At 68.6% G+C, this 14,480-nt stretch carries 12 protein-coding genes and 1 pseudogene; 6 read left to right on the forward strand and 7 right to left on the reverse strand.

Annotated features, from left to right (window positions below):
- Positions 1–149: 149 nt before the first annotated feature.
- The 3 genes from OG747_RS12615 to OG747_RS12625 form a co-directional block, all read right to left on the reverse strand.
- Positions 150–935, reverse strand: a complete 786-nt coding sequence (locus OG747_RS12615) for a crotonase/enoyl-CoA hydratase family protein (RefSeq protein ID WP_405879410.1) — start codon at positions 933–935, stop codon at positions 150–152.
- A gap of 90 nt (positions 936–1,025) precedes the next feature.
- Positions 1,026–2,249, reverse strand: a complete 1,224-nt coding sequence (locus OG747_RS12620) for a CaiB/BaiF CoA transferase family protein (protein WP_405879411.1) — start codon at positions 2,247–2,249, stop codon at positions 1,026–1,028.
- A 37-nt stretch (positions 2,250–2,286) separates the two neighbouring features.
- Positions 2,287–3,564, reverse strand: a complete 1,278-nt coding sequence (locus tag OG747_RS12625; protein ID WP_405879412.1) for an acyl-CoA dehydrogenase family protein — start codon at positions 3,562–3,564, stop codon at positions 2,287–2,289.
- 307 nt (positions 3,565–3,871) lie between these two features.
- On the opposite strand from OG747_RS12625, the gene OG747_RS12630 reads away from it, so the two are divergent.
- Positions 3,872–5,131 carry a PucR family transcriptional regulator gene (locus tag OG747_RS12630; RefSeq protein ID WP_405879413.1) on the forward strand — a complete coding sequence of 420 codons (1,260 nt, stop codon included), beginning with the start codon at positions 3,872–3,874 and terminating at the stop codon, positions 5,129–5,131.
- A gap of 8 nt (positions 5,132–5,139) precedes the next feature.
- Here the strand turns inward: OG747_RS12630 and OG747_RS12635 are convergent, their stop codons facing one another.
- The 3 genes from OG747_RS12635 to OG747_RS12645 form a co-directional block, all read right to left on the reverse strand.
- Complete coding sequence (locus tag OG747_RS12635) at positions 5,140–6,678, reverse strand: long-chain-fatty-acid--CoA ligase (RefSeq protein ID WP_405879414.1); 1,539 nt, start codon at positions 6,676–6,678, stop codon at positions 5,140–5,142.
- A gap of 22 nt (positions 6,679–6,700) precedes the next feature.
- On the reverse strand, positions 6,701–6,925 hold the full coding sequence (locus tag OG747_RS12640) for a hypothetical protein (protein WP_405879415.1): 225 nt from the start codon (positions 6,923–6,925) through the stop codon (positions 6,701–6,703).
- A 474-nt stretch (positions 6,926–7,399) separates the two neighbouring features.
- The gene (locus tag OG747_RS12645; RefSeq protein ID WP_405879416.1) at positions 7,400–7,666 is read right to left on the reverse strand and encodes a hypothetical protein; all 267 of its coding nucleotides are present in this window, start codon (positions 7,664–7,666) and stop codon (positions 7,400–7,402) included.
- Positions 7,667–7,905: 239 nt separating this feature from the next.
- Between OG747_RS12645 and OG747_RS12650 the strand changes: the two genes are divergently transcribed.
- The 3 genes and pseudogenes from OG747_RS12650 to OG747_RS12660 all read left to right on the forward strand — a co-directional run.
- On the forward strand, positions 7,906–8,478 hold the full coding sequence (locus OG747_RS12650; RefSeq protein WP_405879417.1) for a winged helix-turn-helix domain-containing protein: 573 nt from the start codon (positions 7,906–7,908) through the stop codon (positions 8,476–8,478).
- Entirely contained in the window at positions 8,406–8,873 is a 468-nt protein-coding gene (locus OG747_RS12655) for a DUF4232 domain-containing protein (RefSeq protein WP_405879418.1), read from the forward strand. Before OG747_RS12650 ends, OG747_RS12655 begins: the two co-directional genes overlap by 73 nt.
- Before the next feature lie 209 nt (positions 8,874–9,082).
- A pseudogene (locus OG747_RS12660) lies at positions 9,083–10,327 on the forward strand (N-acetylmuramoyl-L-alanine amidase); the annotation flags it as partial.
- A gap of 667 nt (positions 10,328–10,994) precedes the next feature.
- Here OG747_RS12660 and OG747_RS12665 read toward each other — a convergent pair.
- The gene (locus OG747_RS12665; protein ID WP_405879419.1) at positions 10,995–13,325 is read right to left on the reverse strand and encodes an ATP-binding protein; all 2,331 of its coding nucleotides are present in this window, start codon (positions 13,323–13,325) and stop codon (positions 10,995–10,997) included.
- A 337-nt stretch (positions 13,326–13,662) separates the two neighbouring features.
- Between OG747_RS12665 and OG747_RS12670 the strand changes: the two genes are divergently transcribed.
- Both OG747_RS12670 and OG747_RS12675 read left to right on the forward strand, forming a co-directional pair.
- Positions 13,663–14,184, forward strand: a complete 522-nt coding sequence (locus OG747_RS12670) for a hypothetical protein (protein WP_405879420.1) — start codon at positions 13,663–13,665, stop codon at positions 14,182–14,184.
- Between the two features lie 106 nt (positions 14,185–14,290).
- Positions 14,291–14,455 (forward strand): hypothetical protein, encoded by a 165-nt coding sequence (locus OG747_RS12675; RefSeq protein ID WP_405879421.1) that lies wholly within the window; start codon positions 14,291–14,293, stop codon positions 14,453–14,455.
- Positions 14,456–14,480: the final 25 nt, after the last annotated feature.

The following is a 14,480-nucleotide window of genomic DNA, read 5'->3' on the forward strand; positions in this document are numbered from 1 at the left end:
GGCAGTCGTGAACGACTTCGGCGGGTGCGAGGGTCAGGTCGGTGAGGACGTGGCGGGCAGAGGGGATTTTCCAGGACAGGCGGGACAGGCGGGACGGGCGGGTCGGCCACGGGGGCCAAGATCGGAGCGCAGTTCTCCTCTCGTCGCGGTCAGCGGCCTTCCCAGTGGGGTGAGCGCTTTTCGGCGAACGCGTGGGCTCCTTCCTGCGCGTCGTGGGACGCGAGGACCGGTGCGACGAGCTGGTCCTGCTGGCGGAAGGCGTCCTGGTCGCCGTATGCGGTCCGCTCGGTGACCGCGCGTTTGACGGCCGCGATGGACAGCGGGGCGTTGCGCGCGATGCGGTGGGCCAGTTCCAGGGCCTTGTCGAGCGTCTCGCCGGGTGGGGTGAGGTGGTTGACGAGGCCGAGCTGCTGAGCCCGTTCGGCGGGCAGGGGGTCACCGGTGAGAAGGATTTCCAGAGCGATGTTCCGGGGGATGCGCTCGGGCAGACGCACGATGCCCCCTTCGGGGGGAACCAGTCCGAAGGTGACCTCGGTGAGGCCGAAGGTGGCGTCCTGGGCGGCCACGATCAGGTCGCAGGCGAGTGCCATCTCGGTGCCGCCGCCCAGTGCCCAGCCCTCGACGGCCGCGATGAGCGGGGTGTGGAGGTGGGAGCGGGTGAGGCCCGCGAAGCCCCGTCCGGGTATGACCGGGGTGTCTCCCCTCGCGTACGCCTTGAGGTCCATCCCCGCGCTGAAGGTGCCGCCGGCACCGGTGAGCACACCGACCACCAGGTCGTCGCGGGCGTCGAGTTGGTCGAAGGCGTCGGTCAGCGCCCGCGCGGTGGCGCCGTCGACGGCGTTGCGTGCCTGAGGCCGGTCAATGGTGATCACGAAGACGCCGTCGCGTTCTTCGGTACGCACGGTGGGGGCGTCGGTGCTGGGTGTGGGGGTCATGGTGGCGCTTCCTTGGTTCGGATCACTGGACGGTTCGGATCACTGGACGGTTCGGATCACTGGACGGTTCGGGTCACTGGCCGGTTCGGATCACTGGCCCGGGATCGCTCCGGCGGCCCGCAGGGACTCGATGCCGTCGGCGTCGAAGCCGAGTTCGGCGAGGACGGCTTCGGTGTGTTCGCCGAGGTCGGGGGCCGGACGCGGGGGCACCTTCTGCTCCTGGTCCAGGTGCACGGGGCTGTTGAGGGTCAGATGTGGCTCGCTGCTGCCGTCGTCGATCGGCACGAGGATCTGGTTGGCGAGGAGTTGGGGGTCGTGGGCGCATTCTTGGAGTGTCTGGACGACTCCGTAGGTGAGGCCGGCGGCGTCGAGTACGTCGCGCCATTCGGCCAGGGGGCGGGTGGCGAACCGCTTGTCCAGCAGGGCGACGATGTCGGAGGCGTGGGCGCGGCGGCTGGGGGTGTCCCGGAAGCGAGGGTCTTCGGCGGCCTCGGGGTGGCCGATGGCCTCGAGGAAGAGGGGGACTTGCTTGTCCTCGTTGGCGAAGGCGAGCAGGATCCAGCGGTTGTCCGCGGTGCGGTACACGTTGGCCAGGGCGTTGGGTGGGTCGGATCGATCGATGGGGCGGGGGGCTTTCCCACCGAGCAGGACGGCCTGCAGCCACATCCCGGCCGCCCAAGCGCCTTCAGCGAGCAGGGACGCGCTGACACGTGCGCCCTGGCCGGTCTTCTCGCGCCGGTACAGGGCGGTCATGATCCCGGCGAACAAGGTGATCGCGGTGGGGTGGTCACCGGAGCCGAACGCGTTGATGGCTGGGGCCGCGTCGCGTTGGTGTGTGAAGTCCATCAGGCCGCTGCGCGCCCAGAATGCCGTGACGTCGAAGCCGGGCAGGTGCGCGTCGGGGCCTTGCTCGCCGAAGCCGGTGACGTCGGCGTAGATCAGCCGGGGATTGAGGGGGGCCAGAGCGTCGTATTCCAGGCCGAGCTTGGCGCGGGTGTGGGGCGGGAAGTTGGTGATCAGGACGTCGGCCCAGCGCACCAGTCGCTCGAGTACGGACTGGGCGTCGGGCGATTTCAGGTTGAGCTCGATGCTGCGCTTGTTGCGGTTGTCCAGTTGCCAGGGGTAGTTGACCCCTTCGACGTGGGGGTTGGGGGGTACTCGGCTGAGGGCACGGTAGGTGTCGCCGATGTGCGGCGGTTCCACCTTGACGACATCGGCCCCGAAGTCACCGAGCACCGTGGCCGCGGCCGGCCCGGCGATGAAGCTGGCGAGATCGACGACGTGCAGTCCCTCCAGCAAGGGCGTGTTCTCCATAGCTGGTTCCTCTTCCGCCGCGTGTCCGGCCTGGGCACTAGTGGTCGGGGGACATGGGCACGAAGGCGTTGTATCCGGTGATGTCGCGGCCGACGATCAGCGCCTGCACCGTGTCGGTGCCCTCGTAGGTGTCGATGGCCTCGATGTCGCACAGATGCCGGGCCACGTTGTAGTCGAGCAGGATGCCGTTGCCGCCGAGCATGTCGCGGGCGTCGGAGAGAATGGCGCTTGCGCGTTCCGTGTAGTGCATCTTGGCCAGCGCGACCCGCGGCATCGAATACTTGCCCTCGTCCATGAGCTGGCTGAGCCGGTACTGCATGCACACCATGTCGGTGACGTCCGCCAGCATCCGCGCCAGCCGGTACTGGACAAGCTGGAAGGACGCCAGCGGTACCCCGAACTGCTTGCGCTCCTTGGCGTAGGCCAGCGCGGTCTCGTAACCGGCGACGGCGGCACCGATCGACTCCCAGGCCACGCAGAAGCGCGAGGCCAGCAGGACCTTCTCGGTGTCCCGGAAGGTGTGGACGTTCGCCAGCCGGTTCTCGGCGGGCACGCGGACGTCGGTGAGGGAGATCTGCGCGTTCTGCACGCAGCGCAGCGCCGTCTTGCCGGTGATGACCTCGGCCTCGAACCCCGGGGTGCCCTTCTCGACGACGTAACCGCCGACGTGGCCGTCGTCGCCGCGGGCCCAGATGATCACGTAGTCGGCGAAGGTCGCGTTGCCGATCCACCGCTTGTGGCCGTTGAGGACGTACGCGTCGCCGTCCCTGCGCGCGATCGTCTCCAGCTTGACCACGTCCGTGCCGTGGGCGGGCTCGGTCAGACCGAAGGCGCCGATCTTCTCCAGGCGCGCCATGGGCGGCAGGAAGCGTTGCTTCTGCTCCTCCGACCCCAGCAGCGCGATCGACATCATGGCCAGCGCCGAGTGCACACCGGTGAAGGTGGAGATGCTCAGGTCGCCACGGGCGAGCTCGAGGATCACCACCCCGGCGGTCACATTGCTCATCCCCGGACACCCGTAGCCCGGGATCTGCAAACCGGCGATGCCAAGCTGCGCCAGCTTGGGGACCAGCCCGTGCGGGAATTCCGCGCGCTCCCAGTAGGGGTTGATGATCGGGATGACCTCCTGGTCCATGAAGTCGCGTACCTTCTGGCGGAGAGCCTGCTGCTCCTCGTCCAGCAGGTCGTTCAACAGGTAGTAGTCCGTGTGCTCCGACCCGCCCAGCACGGGGGGCTGGACGACCGGATGCCCGTTCCCTGGGCCGACCGTGGTGAGGTCGACGGGCGTTATCGTGTCCTGGCGTATCGCGTTCATCCGTCCGATGCTCCTTTCCGGATTCCCCTCCGTACCCCTCTGGAGCCCCCTCGGCATAAGGCTAGGAGAAAGCTGAGAAGCAGCCATCGGACGCAGAACACGAACTTTCCGAAGGAACTGGTGCCCACGGCCCAATACACGCGCGGTGACCAGTCGGGCACAGAAAAGCGTGGGGCAACGAGAGTGGAGGGCCACTCCCCCCTGACGATGTGCGACATGCCGCTGCCGGCGCACTGGGCGCCGACTGAAAATCTTGCCCGGAAGTGCCGGATGGCAGCGGTCGGCGCCACCGCTGTAAGGTGATTCCATGGCCACGAGCAGCCTCATTGTCACGAGGAACCTGTCGGTCGTGGCGTCGAACGTGGCGATGCACTCCTCGGAAGTCAGCCGAGATGTGTGGGAGCTTCTGATTGCCGAAATCCCACAACTGAGGGGCGATGAAATAATCCTCAACATTCTGAAAGCGAGTGTCGAGGAAAACATCGCCACAATGCTGCATGTTTTTGAGAATGACACGCCGCTGGAGAATGTTGAGGGGCCTGCCTCGGCATTGGATTATGCACGACGGCTGGCTCAGCGCAATGTTCCCATCAGCGCGCTCATCAGGGCGTACCGGATCGGTCACTGCCGTTTCCTGCGGTGGTGCCTTGACGAGCTCCGCCGTCAAGGCACCACCGAGGACATCTCCACGGCGACCGCGCAGCGCATGCTGGAGGTGAGCTTCGGATACATCGACCGTGTCAGCGAACGAGTCATCGAGATCTACCAGCTCGAACGGGACCGTTGGTTGCTGAGCCGGACCGCCGTACGCGCCGGACGCGTGCGAGAGATCCTCACCGAGAAGCAGGTGGACCCCGACCTGGCGGAATCAGCCCTCGGCTACCGGCTGCGTCAACACCACGTAGGGATGGTTCTCTGGCTGCCCGAGCGGCCTCTTGGCGGCGAAGGACTCGCCCGGCTCGACCGGCTCGCCGGCGCGATCGCCGAAGAACTCGACTGTGGTGCCAGGCCGCTGTTCGCCGCCCGGGACGAGACCCTGTCCTGGGCCTGGCTACCCTTCGGCTCGCACCGCGAGGTCTCCTGGGACGCGCTGTCGAGCGCGGTCGAGGACGGCGACCCCACCGCGCGGGTGGCCGCGGGGGACGTGGAAGGCGGCGTCGAAGGTTTCCGTCGCACGCATCGCCAGGCTCTGCGCGCACAGGAGCTGGCCATGGCCGCGAGTCCGGGCGCCCGGGTCACCGCGTACGCCCAGGTCGCTCCTATCGCCTTGATGTGCACGAACATCGACGACATACGTGCCTGGGTATGGAGCGTGCTCGGCGCCCTGGCGGTCGACGACGAGCACTGCGCACGACTCCGGGAGACCTTGCAGACCTTCCTTTCCACCGGCTGCAGCTACACCGCCACCGCCAGCCGTCAGATCCTGCACAAGAACACCGTGCAGTACCGCATCCGAAAGGCCGAGGAAAGCCTGGGGCGGCCACTGCACGAACGGCGCCCCGACCTGGAGGTGGCGCTGCTGGCCGTTCAGTACCTCGGCTCACCTCTCCTGCGAACCCCCCTTTGACCGCCGCCTCAGCGATCCCGACCGGCGCGGTCGCCTGATCGCTCGGCAGGCTCGGCAGGCTCGGCAGGCGGGACGATCTCCCGCTTGAGGATCTTGCCGGTGGCCCCTTTCGGCAGCGTGTCCACGATCCATACCTTCCGCGGATACTTGTACGCGGCAACCTGGCGCTTGACGTAGGCACGCAGTTCCTCCGCCGTGGTGGAGGCACCCCGCTTGAGAACGACCGCCGCGCCGACCTCCTCACCGAGATCAGGATGGGGCAGGCCGACGACCGCGGCCTCGGCCACCGCGGGATGCTCGTCCAGCACGTCTTCGATCTCCCGCGGGTACACGTTGTACCCGCCACGAATGATCACGTCCTTCTCCCGGCCGACGATCCAGAAGTATCCGTCCTGGTCGACCCGGCCGAGGTCGCCGGTGTGGAGCCAACCGTCCCGGATCGCCTCGGCGGTGGCCTCGGGGCGCTGCCAGTACCGCTTCATCACGTTGTGCCCGCGGATCACGATCTCGCCGGTCTCGCCGTGCGGTACCTCATGGCCCTTGCTGTCGACCACCCGCATCCGAACGCCCGGGATCGGGGTGCCGATCGAGCCGGGCCTGCGTTCGGCGTCCAGGCGGCTGAACGAGGCGACCGGTGAGGTCTCCGACAGCCCGTACCCTTCGAGCACGACGCAGTCGAACGCGGCCTCGAAGTCACGCAGAACCTGGACCGGCATCGCCGCGCCGCCGGAGACGGACACCCGCAGCCGGGAGACGTCGTAGGCGTCCCGGTCCGGCGGCTGCAACAGCCTGCTGAATACCGTCGGCACCCCGGCGAAGACGGTCACCCGGTGCGCGGCGAGGATCCGCAACGCCTGCCCGGCGTCGAAGCGCGGCATCAGCGTCAGACACGCGCCGGAGGCTACGGCGGCGTTGAGCGTGCAACTCTGCCCGAACGCGTGGAACAGGGGCAGCCCACCGAACATCACGTCGTCGGCGGTGAGCCGGAGCAGCTCGGTGGCCACGATGTCGCTGTTGCGGGTGAGGTTGGCGTGGGTCAGTTCGGCACCCTTCGGCTGTCCGGTCGTCCCCGAGGTGTAGAGGATCACCGCGGTGTCGTCCTCGTGCCGGTCGATCACGTCCTCGGCCGATGGGCCGGACGCGAGCAGCTCGTCGAATCCGCTGGGATCGACGACGACCGCGTCGGCCCCGGCCTGCCGCGCACCGGTCCGCGCCTCGTCGGCGAAGGCGTGCCAGGCGAACAACAGCCGGGCACCCGAGTCGCCGAGGTAGTAGGCGACCTCCCGGGACTTGAGCAGGGGGTTCATCGGAACGACGATGCCGCCGACCCGGAGCGCGCCGAAGTAGGCGATGGCGAACTCCGGGGTGTTGGGCAGCATGATCGCGACTCGGTCGCCGGGTTTCACGCCGCGGTCGTGGAGCAGTGCCGCCATGCGGGCGCTGTCCTGGTCGAGCGTGCGATACGAGACGGTGTCGTCCCCGAGACGCAGCGCGGCGCGATCAGCGTGAGCGCGGGCGCTGCGTACGAAGTTCGATGCGAGATTCATGGCAGATCCACTCTTGAACACATCAGGCGCCGTCTGCCGTCGGGGATTCGCCAAGGGCCTTCAGCACAGCGATCTGGGCGCGGTCGCGCTCGGCGGCGAGGGTGTCGACCGGGCGGTCCCCGAAGGCCTCCTGAGCCTGGTGGATGAGCAGTTCGACGGTGGCGGCGTCGAGGGAGGGGCTTGCCCAGTTGCTGCCAGAGGGTTTCCAGGCCGGGGCCCAGATGCTGAAGGAAGTGGGGCAGGCCACCGGGGCCCCCTCCGGCGGCCGTTCGACTGGCTCCTATGCCCTCTTTTGCCTTCCTTCCAGGGTGCGGCGCTTGTTCACCTGGTGCATCTCGGGGCGCACCGCCCTTGGGCACGGGCCGACTTGCGGCAGTCATGGCCTGAGGGACTTCCGAGGGACCTCCGAGGGACTTCCGAGGAACTTTTCGCCGCCTGACGGGGCAAGCCTCCGAAAGATCGGAAAGGGCCTCCGACGCAGGTCAAAGGCCCTTCCGAGGCAAAGTCGCAGACGGCGGCAGACCAGTCGGGCTGTACGCCGGGCACTATCGAGCGCTCTGTCGATGACTCCGCTCACCTGCGCATATGCCGAGCCGGGAGGACCGCGGTGCACAACGCGTGCACGGCCGCGCGCGGTCGGCTACATCGTTGTTGCGCGCGCCTGGAACGTGGAGTCGGCTGCGGCTGGGACCGGCATCATCCGTCACCGTCACCGTCACCGTCACCGGGTGTCGGTGCGGATGCCGGGCTGCGGCCGTCCCGCGTGCCCGGGCGCGATTGGGCCCAGGGGCACCCGATCGGCTCGTGGTGTGTGGGCAGCTTCCGGCAGACCGGGCGGTGCCGCGATGCCATACAACTCCCCAAAGGAGGCTGGGGCCTTCTCCCAGTCCACCTCCCAGACCAGGTACCCGTAGGTGTCCAAGGTCTCGGCGAGCCGCGCGTGCCGCATCCGCGCCTGTACCTTGCGCGGCTCCAGACCCGACGCCACCAGTACGGCGTCGGCGAAGTGGCGCAGGTCCCTGAAGGTCGCGTTCTGGACGGCGCGGATGCGGTCCTCGGCGCGGGCCCGCCGGCGGTGGCGCAGTAGGTTGGCCGGCGGTCCGCACCGCCCGGGCCGAAGTACGCGAACACGTCTGGTCCGGTGGTCGGCAGGTTCTGGCCTCCAAGGGGCCTGGCGGTGCCCGCTGCAAGCTCGATCCGGGACAACTGCGCGTTCTGGACACGGCGTTGGATGCCGGTCCGGCCGCCTTCGGCTGGAGTGACCAGTGCTGGACGCCAGCCCGGATCGCCGAGATCGTGCGCCGCCGGTTCGGCGTCGAGTACACCCTGGCCGGGCTCACTCGGCCGGGAGGTCTGGCCGCTATTGCGCGAATCCCCAAGTCATTGTGCGATGCGGGAGCGCTTCTTGCGGGCACTGCCCTGTCATGGGGGCCGTGGTGGTCGGAAGATGGCTCAGGCATGGGCGTGGGGAATCAGCCTTGGGAACCTTCCAGGAGGCGTGCGCATCTCCCTGTCCGGGAGTCAGAAGCGGGGGCACACGGCCTTTGCAGGGGTGCCTCCACCAGGCGGATGTACTCATGGCACGGCGAACAGCGGCAGTCTGCGCGATCAGCCTGGGGGTGGTTGTGGCTGCTGCAGCCTGCGGTCCAGAACACCGTGTTGCCGCGCAGCCGACCACCGGGCCGTCACGGACGACGGCGCCGACCGTCGAACCGTCACAGACGACCGTGTCGCCCTCGACCTCGGCAGACGTCCGACCAGGTGCCGCATGCGGCACCAAGCAGCTGCGATGGACACTGACCCGCCTCTCCGACAAGTCGAGCAAGGCGCCGACGGCCCTGCTGAGCGCGACCAACACCAGCACCGCGTCCTGCGCCTTCAACGGCTATCCGGAGCTTCACGCTTACGCGGGCAAAGGGCCGGCCGTCTGGTCGGAGCCGAAAGCGAAGGCGCCGGTCCGCCTGATGCTGGGCCCCGGCAACGTGGTCGACTTCCCGCTCTTCTACCCTGCGTCCCCTGCCCCTGACGGTTCCTGCTCCATACCGGTCGACGACGACCCACGCATCGAGGTGGTGCCGCCGCACCCCGCGCCCACCGACTATGGCGCTACCGTGCAGATCACCGACCCACACGGCCGGAATGTGACCCCGGTGTTCTGCGACACCGTTCACCTCGGCGCACCCCGACTGCGGTAGACGGCGCACGGTACAGCGCCCCACCCCGGCATTGCGTTCGTCGGTTGGTCGGTGCCGAGCCAGTGGGGAGGGCCCGCCGTACGGCTGTCATCCCACGCCCGGACATATAGACGTACATATGTTCGAGGATTGTGCGATCATGGCAACGGCGACCGCTGACCACGGTCGACTGGATGCCGCCTCACGGGCGGCACGGGGGAACGCATGGGGGTGGTGTGGACCGGCCGGTGATCGGCGCCCACACCCCGGGCTTCAACACCAACACCGCCGGCATCGCGGTCCTGGGTGAGTACTCCTCGATCGACGCATCCTCTGCAGCCAAAGCCTCCGTGGCACGCCTGGCCGCCTGGAAGCTCGGCCAGTACGGCTACGACCCCGCCTCTGAGGTCGATCTGACGGCCGGTCTGGACAACGGCAAGTTCAAGCTCGGGCAGACGGCCAGCTTCTACCGGATCTCCGGGCACCGTGACGGTTACTCCACCGAGTGCCCCGGCGACAAGCTCTACGCCTCCCTGCCCGGCATCCGCACCCTCGCCGGCGGCCCTGTCACCGGACTCGCACTCAAGCCCTTCGGTCAAGCCGGCGTCGTCGGCACCACCGCCTACACCAAGGGCCCACTCACGGTGAACTGGGCCATCACCTCACCAGCATCACTTGTCAAGCGCTACGAGGTGCTCGTCGACGGCAAGGTCGCAGCCACCGCCGGCCCGACCGCCACCTCCGCCCCTGTGACCCTGGGGGCGGGCCCCCACACCGTCGCCGTGCGAGCGGTACACGTCTCGGGCCGCACCGCGGTGACACCCGACGCCACTGTCATTGCCGACACCACCGCACCTACTTTCACCACCAAGCCCTCGGTGTCCCTGAACACCGGCACCGTCAACCCCGCCGCCGTTCCCGTCGCCCTGGGCTGGAAGGCAACCGACACCGCAGCGCTGAAGGAGGTGCGCCTGACGGTGCCGTCCGCGCACACCTACGGCCCGGCCACCTACACGACTGCACTGACCTCGAACTCCGGCACCGCCACCACCTGGTCGATGACGGCCCGCGACCAGGCCGGTAACACCACCACCGCGACCACCACGGCCACCCCGGTCATCCTCCAAGAGACCTCGGCCAGCCAGACCGGCACCTGGACCACCAAGTCCTCCAGCAGTTACCTGGGCGGCAAGTCCTACGCCTCCGGTTCCAAGAACGCCTCGCTCACCTGGAAGTTCACCGGCCGCTCAGCAGCCTGGGTAGTCTCGCGTGCCAGCAGTTCCGGACAGGCATACGTCTACGTCGACGGCATCAAGACGGCCACCGTCGACCTGGAGTCCACCGCTACCAAGTACCGGGACGTGGCGTGGACCAAGAACTGGTCCACCAGTTCCGCCCACACCATCAAGATCGTCGTCGTGGGCACTTCCGGGCGCCCGACCATCACCACCGACGGGCTCGTCTACATGAAGTAACCGCCCCAGGTCTCCCTCGTACCCCCTCCCACGGGCCCGGTCATCCACACGCGATGACCGGGCCCACCTCTTTCGCGATCCGGGGCTGGGCTTCCCGCAGAGAGTGAGACCTGAAACACCGCCGCGACATCCTCGCGAGTCCGACCCGCTCTCCGCGCGGCCACCGCCCGCAGCCGAAGGGCCTCCACCGACTCTTTGGGCGGCTGACGAACGATTCCGTGCCCGGCACGTCAGGAGATGTGCCGGGCACGGATGCTGCGGGTCGGCTGAGGCAACGGCCGCCAGCAGGGCTGACGCGTTCTGAACGGCCGTCAGGATGTTTCAGTTGAGGCAGGGGACGAGCCTGAGCTTGCACATGCTGACCCGGTGCCGCACAGCAGCAGCATTGCGGCGATACACAATGGACGCTTCACTCGATGATCGTGCTTTCCGCACCCTTGAGAGAGTCGCGTCGTTGTGGCACGCAGCCGGTCCTGGCCCGGGCCCCCAGCTGCACAAACGGGCACCCGCCGGTTCGACCAACTGACCGATCAAGCCCTCGTCCGGCACCGCCGCGGAGGGATCGGCAGCCACCATCGGCTGGCCCGCGGCGTCCGCCGAGGCCATCACATTGTTCTTCAAATGCACCTCCTGCAAAGGGATGTTACGCCGAAGTCCGTACAACCCGTCAGCTGCTCTTGTCCTGGTGCCTGTCCAGGCGGGCGCGGACTGCGTCGGCGTCGCGGTGCTGAAGGTCGTCCAGGATGTCGAGGCTTGCCCTCCAGGAGCGGCGGGCTGCGAGGGTGTCGCCGAGCGCGAGATAGGTGTCGCCGATGTGGGTGTGGATCTCGGCCTGGAGGAAGTAGTCGCCGATCGCCTGACGCAGGTGCAGGGACTCGAGGTACGGGGGGAGCGCCTCGTGGTACTCGCCCAGGTGATGGTGGATGAAGCCGATGCTGTCCAGGGTGGACGACTGGGCGGGCAGGTTTCCGCAGGCGCGGGACAGTTCCAGCGCCCGGCGGCAGTACGGGAGCGCTTTCCGGGGTTCACCGCGGAGGGTGAGGTACCAGCCGATGCTGTTGAGGGCGGTGGCTTGTCCGGAGGGGTCGTCGACAGCCTCGAACAGCTCCAGCGCCAAGCGTGCCTCGGCGATGGCCTCGGCGTAGGCGTGTTCCTCGCCGTAGGCGATGGCGATGTCAATCTGGGTCCTGCCCTGGCGCGTGCGGTCGCCGACCTGGCCGAAGAGGTCGAAGGCGCGCCGCAGTTCGACATGGGCTTCGGGCTGGCGGCCCTGGGAGCGGTGTACCTGGCCGAGCCAGCGGTGGGCATGGGCCTGCCGGTCGAGTTCCCCGGTTCGCTCGGCGGCGGCCAGCGCGATTTCGCTGACCTGCTGCCACTGCTGCCACAGTCCCGACTTGAGCAGGTAGGAGACCTGCGTTCCGGCGAGCTGCCAGGCGTGATCGTCGAACCCCTCCTGCCGGGCCCGGGCGACGGTCTGGTCGAGCACCGTCTGCTCGTCCCGGTACCACGTCAGGGCCTGCTGACGATCGGTCAGGACCTCGGGCGTCACCCCGACGGACCGTTCCGCGAGGTCCAAAGGCGGCCAGGAGGCTTCGTCCGCGTAGGCGAGGGAACCCGCCCGGTACGCGGTGTGGAGATAGTGGTCGAGCATCCGCAGCGTCGACTCCGCCTGCACGCCGGTGGAGTCGTGCGCGTCGACCTGCTCGATGGCGTACGCGCGCAGCAGGTCGTGGAAGCTGTACCGCTCACGGCCCTGCCTGGTGACCAGATGGGCGCGGTGGAGGTCGTCCAGGAGGGCCCGGGTCCGGGGCAGCGGCAGACCCGCGAGGCTAGCCGCCGCGGCGGCACTGATATCCGGCCCGGGGTGCAGACCGAGGAGCCGGAACAGCCGGGCGGCCTCCGGGGCCAGGGCGCCGTAGGACCAGGAGAGCACGGCCCGGACATCGGCGTAGCCGTCGCCGGCCGCGAGCAGGTCCAGACGGGCGCGGGTGTCGCGCAGTTCGTCCGCCCAGACGCTCAACGGGATGCCGGGGTGGTCGCAGGCGCGTGCGGCAGCGATGTTCAGGGCCAGCGGCAGCCGGGCGCACAGCTCGATCAGCTCGTCGGCCGCGTCCGGATGGCCCAGGACGGGCTCGGGGCCAAGCCGACGGCAGAGCAACTCGCGCGCCTCCTCACGGGAAAGCACGTCGAGGGGGAGCGGAACGGCGCCGTCCAGGGCGATCAGGCCGGAGAGCCGGTTTCTGCTGGTGACGAGCACCAGGCAGCGGTCCGAGCCCGGCAGTAGCGGGCGCACCTGCTCCGCCTCGCGGGCGTTGTCGAGAACGATCAGGGTACGGGTGCCGGCCAGTCGGCTGCGGTAGAGCGCGAGTTGTCCCTCCGAGTCGGGCGGGATGCGAGGGGCCGGTACGCCGAGCGCGTCCAGGAAGCCGCGCGCCACGCCGGCGGCGTCGACCGGGGCGGCAGCGGGGTCGAAGCCGCGCAGGTTAGCGAAGAGCTGGCCGTCGGGGAAGCGGTGGGCCACGCGGTGCGCGAAGTGCAGGGCCAACGAGGTCTTGCCCACCCCGGCGGTGCCGGCGATCGCCGAGATCACGACCGTGCCGCAACCGGGCATCTGATTGCCCAGCAGCGCGTCGAGCTCTTTGAGCTCGCGGGCGCGCCCGGTGAAGTGCCGTATCGCTGCAGGCAGTTGCTGCGGTACGGCCGACCCCGCAGGGACAGCCAGGTCGGGCACGCCGGCCGACGGCATAGCGCGCAACGCCTCGCGGGCCTGAGCGATGTGCTGCCACCGCGCCCGCCATTGCGCCTCCTCCGCCGGTGTCACGCCGCAGGCGCGGACGAGGGCGAGGCAGACCTCCAACCGCGGGAGTTCACGGCGACGCGGGTTGAGTGCGTCGGACAAAGTGCTGCGCGCGACGCCGCTGCGCCGCTGCAGTTCCTGCAGGGACGGCTGACCCGCCCGCACCTTCAGCGCCCGCAGGTCGTGAATGTAGCCGGCCACACTTTCCGCTGGCTCACACGCTCCTGGGCGTGGCTGTGCCTCCGTCATGCCGTTCCCCCCTGTAAGACCCGCTGCCCAGCCGGGGCAACCGGATCCGTCCGGACCTGACCGAGAACATTGTCGCGTTGATGTCAACATCCGCAGACTCATACACAGACGAAGAGACCTCCGGCACAGCGCCGGAGACTGACGGGGAGGGAACGCACCTTGAAGATGAGCCACATAGCCCGCGTCGGCCTCGTCGCCGCCACGGTGCTCACTGGCATCGGGGTCGGCACCGGCACGCAATGACGACCACCGAAGATTGTCACCGGCTGTCACAAGGCGGCCTGGGGAAATGGGGGATTCTGTGAAGAAGATCAGCCGGATAGCGCGCGCGGCCATGGTGGGGACGCTGGCGCTGGGCGGCGTCGTGGCAGGCACGAGCAACGCTTCGGCGGCGACCAGCAACTGGGGCTGCCGCTCCGAACACACCAAAGACGACAGCTTCGCCTACGAGGGCTACGGTATCCACCTGGACTCCTGCATCGAGGACCAGTTGGGCAACAACGGGAGTGGCTTCTACGCCCGCATCGCTGTCACGCTCGACCCTGGCAGCGGCCCCGACCACCCGGCCGTCTTCCCATGCGCGCAGTTGTGGAAGTCGGACGGCCTCGGTGGCTGGTCCTATGTGCACGACTACCACTGCATGGGCTGGTACGGGCCTGGCACCAACGACGCCATCTGGATCAGCGACGACGGTCAGAACTTCAACCCTGGCACCGGCGCGTACGTGGTGCGGGTGGGCTTCTGGGCCACTATCAACGGCAAGTACGGCTATTACGGCGACGTGGAGTCGCCGGTCGCCTCGGTGTGGTGACCGCGGACGGCTTGTAACGGGATAGACGAGGGTTCCCTGGTATTCGCCCTGCCGGGAACCCTCGTGCGTCACGACGATCGCGGAAGGCGAGAAGCTACTGCGCAGCATGGGGACATTTCGGGCAGAGCAGATCGCAGCCCGGATCGCGCCGTACGCGCACACGGTCGCCGGCGTGGACCACGGCCCACCGGTTATCGAGCGGCCGACGCGCGGCCTGCTCGCAGACGGGCCGCTCGCGGGCGAGCTGAAGACGCTGCTGACCGGCCGCTGAATGGTGCCTCATTCTCGGGGGGCGA

The sequence above is a fragment of the Streptomyces sp. NBC_01384 genome (genome assembly GCF_045040035.1).
GTDB lineage: Bacteria > Actinomycetota > Actinomycetes > Streptomycetales > Streptomycetaceae > Streptomyces.